Source organism: Niallia sp. HCP3S3_B10 (assembly GCF_052064465.1).
Classification (GTDB): Bacteria; Bacillota; Bacilli; order Bacillales; family Cytobacillaceae; genus Niallia; species Niallia hominis.
Map to the genome: position 1 here is coordinate 11,273 of NZ_JBQHVO010000041.1, position 16,682 is coordinate 27,954.

Here is a 16,682-nt window from a genome sequence, read left to right on the forward strand (position 1 = left end):
TCCAAAGCAGGGAGGATATGATCCAAAAAACGGATATATGATCCAAAGTTGTACGAAAGCAACATTTGAATAAAAAAAGAGTCATTTTTCCCCATTCTTAATCTTTACGAAAAACAATTGAATAAAAATGACTCTTTTTCAGGTGGAAATTATTAACTTCATCTATTTAATAGTAGAGTTAGCCTAAATTAGAAAGGAAAAAATGCGGATATGATCCAAAAATTAAATATATGATCCAAAGGTGAACAGATATGATTCAAAATAGAAATATATTGTCCAAAGCGGAGAGGATATAATCCAAAAATTAAATATATGATCCAAACCAACATAATCAACTCCACCCAAACCTCAATCCCCCAACAAAACCCCCATCATCTTCCTCTCCAACACAACATCCGCAGCATTTGGATTATTAGCCTCCAACCCAACACCCTCTTCGCATAGAGCAACCGCCTTATCTCGGTCCCCATTCACGAAAAGCTCATAGGCAGCTGCGATTCGTTTATTGCTCATCTGTTTAATTGCTAAAAACCGTTTAACTTCCTTCAAAGCAAAGATGGAACGTGCTTCTTCCTTATCGACCTCTAAAACAGCTAATAAAAACAATCGTTCTTTTGCAATCTCGACTCTGAAAAGGGAAATAAGCTGTTCTTTTCTTTCCCACAGCATATCATTAATCCTTTTTGCCTCTTCAAAATCAAGGCGGTCCATTGCCAGTGCTTGCTGGATGCAGAGAGTCCACTGTGAAAAATAGTCCTTCCCATCATCGCCTGGGGGCAATGCAAATAGTTCCTCTGGCAGCTCCTGATAAGTGACACCGTTGGACGTTTGGGCGTTAATATAAAACTGGGAAAAAAGCTGCCACTGTTTGCTTTCCTTCTTCCAAGCCATTTTTAGCGTCATGCCATCATTAAAGCCAGCGGGAATAATATTCGTTAACCCGATGAGCAACCCGAGAAGGATAAAAATACTAGCAACTAAAGGTAATTCTCCTGCAATCCAGGCAATCAACCCAACGACAGCACTCGCAAGAAAATTCATGATGACTCCACCACATAAATACAGCTTAAATGGAAACTTGCCCGCAACATATGGCGGCGGGGCCATTAAGCATTGTCCAAGCGTTCCTGGAACATGCAGCTTTTTACGCTCTAAGCCGTTCTTTGTCGAAACAACCATCCACGAAAAGACGCGAAAGGATACGAGAGAATAGCCAGTTAATTTTCCGAAAATAAGATGTCCTGCTTCATGCAAAATAATATGTACAATATAAAATACAATCAAACAAATCAAGCTAGTGATAATACTAGTAATATTTACATCCCCTGATAAAATAAGAAGTGAAAGCGCACCACCAAATACAGCGCCAATCACAACCATTACAAGTGTAGAAAGAAATTTCTTCATGCCATAACTCCTATCCCTCATTAATCTAAAATAATTGTATCAGACGTTTATATAATCATCTATCAAAAAAAGAAATTTATCCCAAATCTGAAAAATAGAATGAAAAACAGTTAAATAGTAAAATAATAGACAAGGCATACATAAAAAGGAGAGGTATATAAATGAAGACAGAGCAACAGTATTTCGAAGAAGGTTCTACCATCCAAGCGTATATGGACAATATGAGTACATTAAAAGAGGAAAGCTATGAGGTGTATCAAAACTTTACATTGCCTGAAGATGGCTTTGCAGCAGAATTAAAGCAACACAACCTCCACTTTTTAACCATAACAGAGGATTGGTGTGGAGATGCAATGGTGATTAATCCGATTCTTCGCAAATTAGTGGAAGCGGCTGATCTTCAGATGCATGTGGCACTTAGAGACGCGGACACGGATTTAATTGACAGACATTTAACAAACGGCGGCAGAGCTATTCCGATGGTCCTTGTTTTAAATGAACAAGGGGAGCTAGTCGGCAAGTGGGGACCGAGGGCGCCAGAGGTACAAGAGATGGTGACAGAAGGTCGAGCTAAGCTTCCAGCGAAAGAGGACCCAGCATTTGCGGAAAAGCAAAAGGAATTTTATATGCAATTACAAAAAACGTACCGAACGGATCCGGCAATTTGGACATATGTGTACAATAGCTTTAAGAGCACGTTAAAAGAAATCATAAAATAAAGGAAAAACAGCTCCCAACGATGGGGCTGTTTTTTTCTTTACCCACGAGATGGAATTATTTTCGTTTGACATTTAGCGATAAAATCATTAATATAATCGCATACGATATATCGTATACGATACATCTTATTCGATTAATTTTTGTTTGATCATTATTTGTAAAATGGTCCAGAATAGCAGAGAGGATTTACAGCGAAAAAATAAATGTGTTTTGCTGCATGAGGAGGAATAGATTCATGTTAAAAATCTTGAAAAATTTTCAAAAAAGTGACTGGATGTTTATCACATTTGCCCTTGTTTTCATCTGCGGGCAGGTATGGCTTGATTTAAAACTTCCAGATTATATGGCGGAAATCACTAGACTTGTACAGACAGAAGGTAGTGAGTTAAGTGATGTTCTCACACAAGGTGCCTTTATGATGCTTTGTGCAGTGGGAAGTATGGCCGCTTCGATTATAACTGTATTTTTTGCGGCAAAGGTTGCTGCTGGTTTTTCTAATCGACTGCGTAAAAAAGTGTTTGATAAAACTTTATCTTTTTCCATGGAAGAACTGTCTAGTTTTTCGACAGCGAGCTTAATTACTCGTTCTACCAATGATATTATGCAAGTGCAAATTCTAATTATCCTAAGCTTGCAAATTGTGATAAAGGCTCCGATTATTGCCGTTTGGGGCATTTTTAAGATTATGGGAAAAAGCTGGGAATGGACTGCTGCTACAGGTGTAGCAATCGCTATATTATTAGTATTAATCGCCATCCTAGTTTTTGTGGCCCTGCCTAAATTTAAAGTAATCCAGAAGTTAACGGATAATCTTAATATGGTAACAAGAGAGAATTTATCAGGAATCCGTGTGGTTCATGCGTATAATGCAACTCGTTACCACGAGGATAAGTTTGAGAAAGCGAATAAGGAACTGACAGATACGAATCTTTTTACAACAAGAACAATGGCTGTTATGATGCCAACGATTACCCTTATTATGTCTGGAATGAGTCTTGCTATCTATTGGATTGGAGCGGTGATCATCAACAATGCTCCTATGGCAGATAGATTGCCTTTATTCTCTGATATGGTTGTATTCTCTTCCTATGCCATGCAAATCATCATGGCCTTTATGATGGTTTCTGTTGCATTCGTCATGCTTCCTCGTGCGGCTGTTTCTGTAAGAAGAATCAACGAAGTGCTCGATACAGATGTGAAAATAAAGAGTGGCACGAAGACAGAAGGGGACAGCAAAGGGGAAATCGAATTCCGCCATGTTAGCTTTAAATATCCTGGTGCGAGTGATTACATTATCCGAGATATTAGCTTCACTGCATCCAAGGGAGAGACAGTAGCCATTATTGGTTCAACTGGTAGTGGAAAAAGTACCCTTCTCAACCTGATCCCACGCTTTATGGATGCAACAGACGGGGAAATTTTAGTGGATGGTCAAAATGTGAAAAATTACAAGTTGGAAGCTTTGCGAGATAAAATAGGCTATGTATCTCAAAAAGCTGTTATGTTCAGTGGTTCCGTTACGTCCAATATTGCTTTCGGCGGGGAGATTAAGCAATCAGAAGATAAAGTAAAACGAGCCGTAGAAATTGCCCAAGGGAAGGATTTTATCGAAAAAATGGATCAGCAATATGAGGGGACTATTTCGCAAGGTGGAACCAATCTTTCTGGTGGTCAGAAACAGCGATTATCGATTGCCCGTGCTATTTACAAAGATCCAGAAATCTATTTATTTGACGATTCTTTTTCCGCATTGGACTATAAAACAGACCGTGTCCTCCGCTCCAAGCTTAAAGAGGAAATAAACGATGCTACAAACATTATTGTTGCACAGCGCATTGGAACCATTAAGGATGCAGACCGAATTCTTGTATTAGATAAAGGAGAAGTAGTCGGAATAGGGACACATGATGAGCTGATGGTTACTTGCGATGTTTATCAAGAAATTGCCTTATCACAATTATCAAAGGAGGAGCTCGAAATTGGCTAAGAAAAAGGATGTTAAAGAAACGAAAAATCAATCAACAAAATCGATTCCTCCAAATGCAAAAGGCATGAAATTTTCTAGCTTGAAGGAACTAGCGGTTTACTGTAAGGCGTATTTTCCAATCATTTTACTTGCTTTAATCCTTGCGATGACAGCCTCTATCTTTAGCATTATTGGTCCTGACCAGCTTAGCAAAATGACGGATTATATTACAGAAGGCTTAATGGGAGAAATTAACCTGGATGCTGTCTATGATGTCGCTATTTTTCTCGTATTCCTTTATGGTTTAGGCTATATTTTCAACTATGTTCAAGGTTTTATTATGGCTACCGTCACTCAAAGGATTTCTAAGCAATTAAGAAGAGATATTTCGGGAAAAATTAATCGATTGCCTTTAAGCTATTTTGATAATACAACAACAGGGGATGTCCTTAGCCGTGTAACAAATGATGTCGATATGGTTGGACAGACAATGAACCAGAGTGTTAGTAGCTTAATTACGGCTATTACGATGTTCATCGGTTCGTTAATCATGATGTTCTATACAAATTGGATTATGGCTATTGCCGCTATTTTATCTACATTTATCGGCTTTGCGTCTATGGGTATGATCATTTCGAAATCACAGAAATACTTCGCCCAACAGCAACAAGAACTTGGAAAACTAAATGGCCATATCGAAGAAATCTATTCTGGTCATAATGTTGTGAAGGCATATAATGGAGAGCAACAAGCAAAGGATGCTTTCTCTGCCATTAATTCACGCCTATTTGAAAGCGCATGGAAATCGCAATTTATGTCAGGGTTAATGATGCCATTAATGATGTTTATCGGAAACTTTGGTTATGTCGTTGTATGTATTGTTGGTGCTGTGCTTGCTGTTAATGGCACTATTTCATTTGGTGTCATCGTTGCCTTTATGCTGTACATTCGCTTATTTACACAGCCTCTTCAGCAAAATGCACAAGCAGCGACAAATCTACAGCAAACAGCAGCAGCAAGTGGTCGTGTTTTTGAATTCCTAGCAGAGAAAGAGCTTGTAAAAGAAGACGAAAAGAAAGAAAAACTGCAAAATGTCAAAGGCGATGTGGAATTTAAGCATGTACGATTTGGCTACAGCCAAGATAAAGCAGTTATCAAGGATTTTTCCGTACAAGTAAAAGCTGGTCAGAAAGTAGCAATCGTTGGACCAACTGGTGCTGGAAAAACAACATTAATTAACTTGCTTATGCGTTTTTATGAAGTGAATGGCGGAGAAATTATGATTGATGGTGTCCCGACTAACCAAATGACACGAGAATCTCTTCATGACCTATTCTGCATGGTTCTTCAGGATACATGGATATTTGAAGGCTCTATCCGTGATAATATTGTTTATTCCAGAGAAGACGTATCTGATGAAGAAGTAGAAGCAGCTTGCAAAGCAGTTGGCTTGCATCACTTTATTCAAACATTGCCAAACGGGTATGATACAATTTTAGATGACAAGACGAGCTTATCGGCAGGGCAAAAGCAGCTTATCACCATTGCCCGTGCGATGGTAAAAATGGCACCATTGCTCATTTTAGATGAAGCGACTAGCTCTGTAGATACACGCACAGAATTGCTGATTCAACAAGCAATGGATATGCTGACAGAAGGAAAAACTTCTTTCGTTATTGCACATAGATTGTCAACGATAAAAAATGCTGACTTAATTCTCGTAATGAAAGAAGGAGATATTATGGAAGCAGGAACACATAAGGAACTAATGGAGAATAATGGTTTCTATGCAGAGCTTTATAATAGTCAGTTTGAAGAAGCGTCTTAAATTTTACCTAAGCCAAGAAAGACTCGCAGTTTGGCTTTAAGAGTTTTTCTTCATAATAACTTTTGAAGAAAGGAGTTAACAAATGCTAGATAGGGCCACGTATATTTGGGAATCCATCGATTTCTTGAATCGTTTTATCATGAAGAGTCTCCAGAGACATGCAGAAGAACATGGAATGACTGCCCCGCAAGTACGCGTCATTCTAGAGGTCTTTATTAATAAAAAAATTAGTGTCAAGGAGCTAACCCAAAATCTTCGCATGACACAGAGTACGGTTTCAGATATTGTAGAAAGACTAACGGAAAAAGGGATTCTCATCAAGAAGCCGAATCCACAAGACAAGCGATCTGTTCAGATTATGTTAACAGAAGAAATGGTAAAAATAATCGAAGAAACCTCACCAAAGCCGATTCAGCAAATAATGGGTGCGGTATTAGATAATTTGCAGCCAAGCGAGCAAGCGACTGTTGAAGAAGGAATAAGGCTATTGGTAGCGGCAGTGGGCGAGAAGATGGAAGCAGATGGAATCGAGAGTTTAGAAGATTTTGAAGTGTTATTTTTGCCAAAAGAGAAGAAAAAGTAAAAGAAAAGGGAAGCCATGTTCAACGCCTAGTTAACATGGCTTTGGCCTGTCGAGAATGCTTATTTACTTAAAAAAATTGTTTTTCCTTACGTGCTAAAAACTGTTCCAATGCTTCGTTACTATCAATCCCCATTCTTTCCGCTAAAATAATGAGCCACCAGATGGATTCGCCAATTTTATGCGTAAGCTCTGCCTCTGGATCATCACCAGTTGGCCATCTCTCTTGCTGCGCCATTGATAATCGCCCAACCAATGCAGCATCTGTAAGAAAAGCAAGTGCATCTTCCGCAACAGACCACTCTGAACCATGGTATTGTTTTTCTAATTGATGATAAGCCTGTCTAATTTGAAGAGAGCGTTCTACTGCTTCTTTAAAATTCATGTAAAGGATCCTCCTAATAATGTTGTTAGATGATGGAATGAGGATTCCACCATCTGCTTCACTTACTAAAAATAACATAGGAAAGTTGACAGCATGTTGTCATGTTTAAAGCCTGATTTGTTTTGATTTGAAAAATAGGAAAAGATATAACGAATGCTATAATATAGAATTAACAAATAAATCCTATCCTATGAAATAAATAAGAAGAAGGTGAAAGGAGAATAATCGATGAGTAATAACGTACAGGACCATTTACCAAAAATTGTTTCTATTTTCCCTGATTTAGCTGATTTGCCAGATGAAGAATGGCGTAAAGCTGGAATTGATGTAAAGAAACTGGAACCAGCTCAAACGATACCAGAAGGAATTATTCTAGATTATGCTGTTTTTATTTTAGATGGAAGGGTGAGAATGTACAAAGTAAGTGAAAGTGGGCGCGAAATAACGCTATACCGAATAAGTGATGGAGAGTGTTGTCCTTTAATGAGCTCGAGCATTTTAGGGGGAACAGAATATGAAGCATCCGCTAGTGTGGAAACCCACAGCCTGGCGCTTTTCATTCCGACACCAATCTTTCGGGAGTGGTTTGATACATATAAGAGCTTCCGCCAATTTATCTTTCAATCGATTTGCGGAAGAATCCTCACCCTTTCTAAATTACTCGATAACATTAATTTCAAATCCATTCGCAGCCGAGTAGTAGAATATTTGTTAGAACAAGCGGAAGGAAATGTTATCAAAACAACTCATGATACATTAGCAATCGAACTAGGATCTGTTCGCGAAGTAATTAGTCGCACACTAAAACAACTAGAAAAAGATCAATATATCGCATTGACGCGAGGGAAAATCATGATTTTAGACCGAGCAGGCTTAGAAGAATTAGTAGAATAACGACATGTTAAAGAATTTTTTTTGCTTTTATTCGTTATGTAACTTAGTTACGGAGTTCATGCTCTTCCTCCTGCTAAGATAGAAATATCTTGAAAGGAGGAATTAACAATGAAAAATGTCGGAGGATTTGATAGAGGTTTTCGCATCATATTAGGAATTGCCCTTTTATCACTATTTTATTTTTTACCAGGGTATTGGAAGCTATTTGGCCTAATCTCCCTTCCTTTACTAATCACTGGACTTACACAAAAGTGTGGCATCAATAAATTGTTAGGTAGAAATACTTGTAGAATTAATTAAGCTTGTACTTGGATGGAAGGGCAATCCCCCCGCCGATAAAGAAGGTAGGTGGGGGGTGCCTAACTATTTAGGGGTGTTTTGATAGGAAATATTATTCCGACTGATGAATAGAATGAATAGCTAACAAGACTTCCTATGGTTGCCGATACTTTTGAAATCTTATCGTATTGTCACCTGAATTACTTAATTTTCTTCTTAAAAAGGATACATCCTTATTTATCATCGTACATAAATAAATCATAAATCCACTAAATAAACTGGATAAAAGCGTACTTCCTAGTAAAAACCAGATTATTTTTTTTGCCCCATTCCATGCCATTCTTACACCTCCTCAACTTGAAGGTATTATCTGTTAAATTAATGGATGTTATACTTTATTTCCGATACATTCTATAGATAACAAAAGGCAGACTTCCATTAAATAAATATCCCTTTATAGAGCAAAACAAAAGGCACCTAAAAAGGCGCCCTATACTATATTAATTATCTCTATGTCACTATCTTCAAAATCCATTTCTAGCAAATGTTCATACTCCAAATTATCTTCGGCACTTATTAAAGGTTTTTCGATGATAGAATTAATCCATTTTCCCAACATTTTAAAGCACCTCATTTCGTTAGTATATTACGCATATACCCTATACCTTTATTTTATAAAAGTATTATGAACGATATGTTTAGCAAATATGAAATATTTATTAACCTTTTTTTCGGTGACAGGCACCACAAAAAGACAAACTGCCTGAATGGTACATATGAGAAGGACACTGAATGAAGACAATAAGGGTTCTCCGTCGTATACACCAACTTAGGTTGAAAGTGTTTATCTTGTAGGAAACAGAAAAACGATTGTTCATATCCAAAAAACGCGAGCAAAAGAATGCAAAACAAAACAAAAGACACTTCTCCCAGTCGAGGGCACTGAAAAAGTCTAGTTCTGCAAATTAAATGAGGTTATATTTATTTGAAAGCAAATAATAAGTTAGTTTGGAGAGGTGTCCGCTCGACTCCTACGGGAGATGCGAGAAAGTCCGAGACCCTGCAGGAGCGTAGCGACGAAGCGGCTCGGCGCTCGCCCCGTGGAAAGCGAGCGGTAAGCCTCGGAAAACAAAAGCCTACACTAAGTTAGAATGGTTTGGTAACTACCGATTCACCAGGTAATTCACTTTTTCAGTGGCCTGTCCCAGTCATCCGTTATTTTCTTCCATTCACCACTCAATCCTTATTTCCCCAACACATGTAACAGAATCTTTATCCATCCAAAGAAAGAAGTCCATAATGGAATACTGATGCCTAATCCAATCGTGAAGCCTTTAACAAATTTTTCGTTTTCCATGTAGAAACACTCCTCGATAATGACAAGTCCACTTTACCCCTGATAACAGTTATTCTAACCACTTATTAGAAAAATAGTAGGAAAAGCCCGAAATACAACATGGAATAATACATCAATTTACTACTCGCTTATTAAAAAAAGAAGTGAACATTAGCTCACTCCTACTTCAAAACTCAATCTAATTTCTGCAACTGAAACAACCTAGCTTGATAGTCTCCCCGCACAGGCTCGCCGACACCATTCTTACATGCACTTCGCCCATGCCCTTTTTGCCGTTTAGAATATAATGTTTCGAAATACCGGTGACAGGCACCATAAAAAGACAAACTCTTAGAAGTGTACATATGGAAAGGACAGTTTCAGGGAAAAACAACAAATATACAATAGTATAGTGGTGGATAACTAAATTAAATGGAATGAGTAGCGAAATCGGAGAGTGAACAATGCATATATAATCCAACTCGGGTGAGAAATGATCCAATAACATATATCGCTTTTCACAAACAGCTTATAGTAAAAATAGTAGGAATGGTTCGAAAGGCTACATGGATAAATACATCTATTTACTCACTGATATCGCTTGTTGAGAAAAATCACAATCTTCTATTCGGAGTAAGGTGTGATAATTATAGAAAAGGGAAATTAAAAAGGGGGAAAGGGGTATCGCGTTTTAAATAAATTAGATGTTTAATAAGAAAGTAAAAAGATAGTACTCAAGTGTGAGAAAAATAAATCAATTTTTGTAGTATAAACTTCATCAAAATCAACAATTATTAATTGCCCTTTTAATTCGAGAAATAATAATTTTATTCTTATTCTTTACCCTTGAAAAAGAGCAAATGAACAACCTTCATTTCTGGAAAATGGCGCTATCATGAAGGTTGCTATTTTAATTGTGCTTTAATGAGATTTTCACATAATAGTATCCTTTTAATAAGCAAAATAAATAGCCACTTATAGCGACTATTTTAAACCTTGTTTTTTTGTTATTCTTAAATCTAATGTTACTATAAATGAATCTAGATTTAAACATAGAAAAAACTTATGGAAGTTTGATATCGTATGGGCGATTATAAAGCTTTTTAAGCCATATTACAGTTGGATGGTATTTGTATTCTTTCAACTTAAATACTTTTGAATTTACTAGCAACAAGCCTAAATTCTTTAATTCTCCACATCCTAAAATTAAGTAAAATGCGAAGTGCTCATCAGTTTCATACTGTACTCTTATTAAATTCCCTGTTTCACTAAAAAGTATTCTCTTCTCCTCTTTCAAAAGCTCTAGATTAACAGAATCGTTAGCGTAGTATCTCTGTAACTTTTCAAAAACGGTGTCCGATAAAGTTGCAAAGTCAGTTGCTGACTTAAGAATATCCTCACCACCTTTCCTTCCATCAACTATCCCAACTAATCCAAATAAGTGTGTATTCCTATCAGTACCGTATCTTTTAGACTTTTTTTTCAGTGGATTTTCCCATTCAGTAATATAGGACTGTTTATATGGTGATAAAAAAACTCTATCTATTGTACCATGTGGATTTTCCTTCAGTACATTGACCATATTTTCAATATTATCTGCAATAGGGGATAAGTAAGCTGCACTATTTACATCAAACATTGAACCGTTCGGAGAATGAACATCAATATAAAAATCTAATTTATCCCCATTATTTGGACCTGATACAAGGTCAGGCGTTCTAAAGTAAGTACTAGATTGGAATTTAATAAATTTATTATTGCCCTCGCCTCTCTTCAATTCTGGGCATTTTAAACGTTTTAATGCTTTCATTGCAATTCTTATAGATTCTTGGTCAGTTTTCATATATTTTTAGTAGTGAGGTTTTTACCTACTACATTCCTCCTTAATACCAATAATCTGTATGATTTAAATAAATACCGTAAAGTGGCTTCTTTTTTATATAATAGTACCCATAGGTTATTAAAATAGCAATAATTAGGGGATGTAAATTATATTCCCCCGTATTTAATCTCTATACAATAGTACTAAATTGTAAAAAATACACAAATTTATTATTTTTTATATAGTCAGAATAAATAATATATAGGAGTTGAACTTTTTGATTTTAGATTGTCTCTGTTGTAAAAAAAGAAAAGTATATATAGAAATTGATTCAGGTCATAATAGCAATCGATATAGTGGCTTCTGTGAGTGTGGAGCAACCTATAATTACACTAAAGATAACAAAGGGATGACTATTGAGCGTCTTTCCAAATGCAAAAATGGCGATCCTATACCTTTTCCTTAACACACTATATTGTAGTGTGTCTACCTTTATTTGTAGTTGAAAGTCTGTACTATTTATGAGAAGTTTGTCCTTCTTCCATTACATCAATTGCTCCTTCAAATTCTTTTCTGGTTTTTTAAGTTTTCATAACCTTGTTTCAACGAATTTAAAGAATCATCTGCTACGGAAGGAATAAAGACATAAGTCATTTTTTCTATGAAAGTATCTTTTGTGGAGTCTTCAAAAACAGAGTATTCCATTTTTAGTTCATCTTTATTACCTGAAAAGTAGGTGATTTGAATACGCATTTCTAAAAGTAACATTCTGTCCGTATACACTGATTATATGGTCTTTTTGTATAGCCATTTAATATCCTCCATATTGTTTTATTACTATAAGCGATATCCGTATTTGTAAATATATCGCCAGCGTGGTATAGAGAAAAATATACTAAGTTATATCAAGATACAAAACCAGTCATAGCTAAATTTAATAGAAGTATGATGCAATGAATGTGGAGAAGTAAGAAATTCTATGGAAACAAAAGGAGAGATGCAATAATTAAAAATAAATTAGTTGTAGTTCAATATTGAAAAAGGGACAGCCTCAAAGCGCATCAAAGCACCTAAGACCAATCCCTCAAGAAAAACCATCATTCCCCAGCCATCAGCTTTTTCCCTTCCTCTTTCTCTGGCAAATAAATCTGCTGACTAGGCAATGCGATTTCTATTCCGTGTTTCTCTAAAATATTTAATATTTGTAAATTCGTATCTTCCTTCACTTCTAAAAACTCTGACCAAACGGTAGTTTTCGAGAAGAAATAGATGAAGACACCTAAACTGTAATCTCGGAATTCCGTGAATCGCACCATGATGACATCTTTATGTACACCTTGGTGTGCATGAAGCATTTCTTCTATTTCTCTTAAAGCGACCCGTAATTTCTCATTTGGCGTGCGATAGGAGAGCGCTAATTCATAGCTGATTTGTCGCTTCGCCATTTTAGACCAGTTTGTGATCGCTTCATTGGAAAGCTTTGAGTTAGGAACGGTCACAATCGAATCAGCAAATGTGCGAATTTGCGTACTGCGGAATGTGATATCCTCGACTGTTCCTTCCACTGAAGGAGATTGAATCCAGTCTCCCTTGGAAAATGGCTTTTCCGTAATAATTACAACACCGCCGAAGAAGTTAGCCACAGTATCCTGTGCTGCTAAGGAGAAGGCAAGACCAGCAACCCCGAGACCAGCAACGAAGGCACCAATTTGAATATCCCAAATGTCCAATATGCTAACAGCAGTAAAGATAACAACAAGCATCCGGAATACCTTCCCTAAGAAAGGAATCAGCATGCTATCAGCATCTAGCTTTGTTCGCGACACCAGTCGTTCAAAAGGATTCGATTGATCGGAAAAATACTGAAAGATTCCCCAGCCGATTAATCCGATAATAAAGGACTTATATATCTGTTGCACAAAGTAGAAAGTAGTAATCGGAAATGGCAAATAAGTTAAAGCCAAGTAAGTTCCGATAATGACCCAGAACCAACGAAGTGGTTTTTCAAACGCTAATAATACTTTGGAAACCGTAGCTACTGGTAATTTCTTTACCATTCCTAACACTAACTTGAAAATATAGGTCGTAAATAGCTTTCTAAACCCTAAGAATACAAGAAAGATTAGTAAGGCGATACCTATATCAATCCAGTTGAAACGCTGAAACGCAGCGATAAATCTTTCCCATTGCGACCATACTTGTAAATCCCCCATCTAAATCACCTCGAAAAATATTATAGCATAGGAATAAGCAAACCCAAGCAACTCACGACAAGAGTAAATAAAATGTAATATGACAAGTCTATCCATAGAAAAAAGGATCAGCATTCCTGCTGATCCTTGATTAAGCTTAAAATCTTTCAAAATACTCTTCGATGCCATCTGCAATAGCTTTTGCTAATTTATTCTGATAGCTGCTCGTTACAAGCTTTTTACGCTCAGCTGTATTATTAATAAATCCAAGCTCCAGTAAAGTAGCTGGTACTGCTGTTTCTCGTAAAACAGCAAGTGTTTCACCATCAATGCCACGATTAGTGGCATCTGTTGCGCTAATCATTTCATTCTGTATCAAATCCGCTAGCAATGTGCTTTTCATCACGCGGTTTGGATCATTATGCTTATCGCTATTGATGACAGAAGGATAGGCTGGATTATATTTGTAGTAATACGATTCGATTCCAGACGCTGTTGTCGAACCAGATCCAGTTGAATTATGATGGATGCTCACAAAGATGTCTGGATTAAGCTCATTGGCTTTTTTGGAACGGTCTAGTAAAGAAAGATAGGTGTCAGATGTTCGAGACATATAGACAATATAGCCACGGTCTTTCAATAACTTTTCCACTTTCTTCGCAACTGCTAAATTCAAGCCAGCTTCTGTATACCCACCAGCCATTGCACCTGGATCAGATCCGCCATGTCCTGGATCTAAGAAAACAGATTTTGCCTTTTTAAATGCTTTTGTTGCACTCACAGATGAGCCACTACCTTTTGGAACAAGCTTGATTTGAATGGCTTCTAATCGCTTAGACAATCCTTCTGTTCCAGCTTTCATTCCATTTTTCGCCCATCCAAGCCAGCCATAGCTTTGGGCATGAACACGGTAGTAAACATCGAAATATTTCGCCATATCACCAGTTAAACTAATTTTTATTGCTTCCATTCGTTTACTTTTTCCAACCGTACCAGAGATATCTCCGTTAGAAGAGTTCGTTACCCACCCTGTGCCTTGTATATGAGTAGAGTAAACAATATCTCCGCTAAATGCGGTATTCGCTAAATCAATTTTAATCGCTTCTAATCGCTTTGATTGTCCTGTTGTGCCACTTGAAGCACCATTTGCGACATTAGATAGCCATCCTTTGCTTTGTACATGCGTACTGTATGTGACAGTTGGCTTCTTCACGAAGGATGTACTTGTCGAACCAGGAGCCTTTGCCCCTTTCTCCACTAAGACAATCTCAATCGCTTCGAGACGCTTCGAAAGACCTTCCGTACCAGCAGATGCGCCGTTTTTCGCCCATCCAAGCCAGCCATAGCTTTGGGCATGAACACGGTAGTAAATATCATAGTGTTTCGCCATATCGCCGGTTAGATTTATACGGATACCTTCCAGACGCTTGCTTTGTCCAGAAGTTCCAGATAGCTCCCCGTTAGACACAGCATTTTGCCAGCCGATTGTTTGAACATGTGTGGAATACTCGATACTTCCACCATACGGCTTATTTTTTAAATCAATTTTAATGCCTTCTAGTCGTTTTGCTTGTCCAGAAGTTCCGCTCATTTCTCCATCTGCAACATTAGGCTGCCAGCCGATTGTTTGAACATGTGTTGAATATGTAACAGATGGTTTGGTAATAAAGGATTTATCGGTAGAACCAGGAGCCTTTGCGCCTTTTTCTACTAATTTAATCTCAACAGCTTCTACTCGTTTGGAAAGACCTTCCGTACCAGCAGATGCGCCGTTTTTTGCCCATCCAAGCCAGCCAAATGTTTGTACATGTAGGCGGTAATAAACATCATAATGTTTCGCCATTTCACCGGTTAGCTCTATCTGGATAGCTTCCATCCGCTTATTCTCACCAGGTGCACCGCTGATTGCGCCATCCTTCTCCTCTGTCATCCAGCCATAGCCTTGAACATGCGTCTTATAGGTTACGCCACCAGAGTAAGTTGCATTTTCGATGAAAATTTTCACTGCTTCTAATCGCTTCGCTTGTCCGCTTGTTCCAGACAGTTCTCCGTCTTTAACGGGAAGTTGCCATTTGATTCCTTCTACATAGCTTGAATAGTTAATAGAAGGATTCACGACAGCTGCTTTCAGAGCACGAGAAGCTTCTGCTTTTGGCATGACAGTAGTCGGTTCCTCTTTCGATTTGCTCTCCTCTGTTTCCGCCTTTTCTAAGGAAGCATCTTGATCTTTCTCTTGTTCCACCTTATCTTCTGTTGGCAGTTCTTCAGAAACTTCTTCACTAGGAGTCGCCGTTTCTTCTGCATCTTCAGAAGAAGAAGGGTCTGTTACAAGGTTTAAAGCATCATATTCTTCCTTCGTAATCACCGTTTTTTGCTGATTTTCGTCAGTAGAATAGTAGGTTAAACCTTGATTGTGAACGATTGTACCATATTCATCCACTGTCTTTATTTCTTCTATAGAAGTACCATTATCATTTTCAGTCACCACAGTAGTTTGATCTGTGAATGTAACCGGTTCTACTTGTTCCGCTTTATAGGATTCAGAGGGTGCTATTCGATAAAGAATACTATCTTCATCAGAAATCGAAAGCTGTTCCCGCTCTTCTCCAACATTCATGGAAAAAACTTCATGATCACCTAATCTATCTGATAGATAACCTTGAACGGATGTCTGTGTGTCATCTGTCCAGCCATTTAGGTGTAAAACCACATCCTTATTTAGACTAATATCTTGTTTTTCGCCATTATAGTAGATGAAATAATAACTCGGAGCAATATCTAACTCATCGGTATCCCCGTTTTCCGTGGCATAGCCGACATTTAAGTTAGTAGGAAACACCAAACTAAATACCATTACAGCAATTAATAATAAAACTTTATTCCTCATCACCAAAACCCTTCTTCATTTTTTTGCAGAATATATCTGTATAACACTACTATTCTAGCATAATTCTGGCAGAAAAAAGTACTATTTTCCTACTAAATTATGGTATTTTTTAATTATAAATGTATAAATAAGAAAAAAGACCTATCGAATAAATTGCATAATATGGGAAATTTGATTCCCGAAGACAAAGAAAGGAAGGCAGATCAAACAAATAAAGTGATAAAACAGTTGAAAAAAGGAATGCCTTTACCTTTTTATTATTCAACTATATATAATAGAAGAAACTAGGTAACGCTTACATAAAAACACATCGAAAAATCGTATTTACGAATATTCAGTAAATATGATAAGATAATCGTACGTTATATAGAACGACTAAACAAAAA

The 16,682-nt window shown here is 37.3% G+C and carries 12 protein-coding genes; 6 read left to right on the forward strand and 6 right to left on the reverse strand.

Features of this window, described 5'->3' with window-relative positions; genetic code table 11:
• Positions 1–348: 348 nt before the first annotated feature.
• On the reverse strand, positions 349–1,407 hold the full coding sequence (locus tag ACTNDN_RS16635; protein WP_441131571.1) for a hypothetical protein: 1,059 nt from the start codon (positions 1,405–1,407) through the stop codon (positions 349–351).
• A 161-nt stretch (positions 1,408–1,568) separates the two neighbouring features.
• Between ACTNDN_RS16635 and ACTNDN_RS16640 the strand changes: the two genes are divergently transcribed.
• The 4 genes from ACTNDN_RS16640 (at position 1,569) to ACTNDN_RS16655 (ending at position 6,504) form a co-directional block, all read left to right on the forward strand.
• On the forward strand, positions 1,569–2,126 hold the full coding sequence (locus ACTNDN_RS16640) for a thioredoxin family protein (RefSeq protein WP_441131572.1): 558 nt from the start codon (positions 1,569–1,571) through the stop codon (positions 2,124–2,126).
• A gap of 236 nt (positions 2,127–2,362) precedes the next feature.
• Positions 2,363–4,114: an ABC transporter ATP-binding protein gene (locus ACTNDN_RS16645; RefSeq protein WP_441131573.1), complete on the forward strand. Its 1,752-nt coding sequence runs from the start codon at positions 2,363–2,365 to the stop codon at positions 4,112–4,114.
• Positions 4,115–4,157: 43 nt separating this feature from the next.
• Positions 4,158–5,921, forward strand: coding sequence for an ABC transporter ATP-binding protein (locus ACTNDN_RS16650; RefSeq protein WP_441131595.1), 1,764 nt, complete (start codon positions 4,158–4,160; stop codon positions 5,919–5,921).
• A gap of 82 nt (positions 5,922–6,003) precedes the next feature.
• Positions 6,004–6,504, forward strand: coding sequence for a MarR family winged helix-turn-helix transcriptional regulator (locus ACTNDN_RS16655; protein ID WP_251629187.1), 501 nt, complete (start codon positions 6,004–6,006; stop codon positions 6,502–6,504).
• Between the two features lie 67 nt (positions 6,505–6,571).
• On the opposite strand, the gene ACTNDN_RS16660 is transcribed toward ACTNDN_RS16655, so the two are convergent.
• The gene (locus tag ACTNDN_RS16660) at positions 6,572–6,886 is read right to left on the reverse strand and encodes a hypothetical protein (RefSeq protein ID WP_031536169.1); all 315 of its coding nucleotides are present in this window, start codon (positions 6,884–6,886) and stop codon (positions 6,572–6,574) included.
• 228 nt (positions 6,887–7,114) lie between these two features.
• On the opposite strand from ACTNDN_RS16660, the gene ACTNDN_RS16665 reads away from it, so the two are divergent.
• Positions 7,115–7,780: a Crp/Fnr family transcriptional regulator gene (locus tag ACTNDN_RS16665; protein ID WP_441131574.1), complete on the forward strand. Its 666-nt coding sequence runs from the start codon at positions 7,115–7,117 to the stop codon at positions 7,778–7,780.
• A 108-nt stretch (positions 7,781–7,888) separates the two neighbouring features.
• Entirely contained in the window at positions 7,889–8,080 is a 192-nt protein-coding gene (locus tag ACTNDN_RS16670) for a YgaP family membrane protein (RefSeq protein WP_031536171.1), read from the forward strand.
• Positions 8,081–8,213: 133 nt separating this feature from the next.
• Here ACTNDN_RS16670 and ACTNDN_RS16675 read toward each other — a convergent pair whose 3' ends face one another.
• The 4 genes from ACTNDN_RS16675 to ACTNDN_RS16690 all read right to left on the reverse strand — a co-directional run bounded on the left by ACTNDN_RS16675 (position 8,214) and on the right by ACTNDN_RS16690 (position 16,296).
• The gene (locus ACTNDN_RS16675) at positions 8,214–8,399 is read right to left on the reverse strand and encodes a hypothetical protein (RefSeq protein WP_441131575.1); all 186 of its coding nucleotides are present in this window, start codon (positions 8,397–8,399) and stop codon (positions 8,214–8,216) included.
• Positions 8,400–10,458: 2,059 nt separating this feature from the next.
• Entirely contained in the window at positions 10,459–11,205 is a 747-nt protein-coding gene (locus tag ACTNDN_RS16680) for a hypothetical protein (protein ID WP_441131576.1), read from the reverse strand.
• A 1,109-nt stretch (positions 11,206–12,314) separates the two neighbouring features.
• A complete protein-coding gene (locus ACTNDN_RS16685) occupies positions 12,315–13,430 on the reverse strand; it encodes a mechanosensitive ion channel family protein (RefSeq protein ID WP_441131577.1) in 1,116 nt (371 codons plus the stop codon).
• A gap of 136 nt (positions 13,431–13,566) precedes the next feature.
• On the reverse strand, positions 13,567–16,296 hold the full coding sequence (locus ACTNDN_RS16690) for an N-acetylmuramoyl-L-alanine amidase (RefSeq protein WP_441131578.1): 2,730 nt from the start codon (positions 16,294–16,296) through the stop codon (positions 13,567–13,569).
• Positions 16,297–16,682 lie beyond the last annotated feature (386 nt).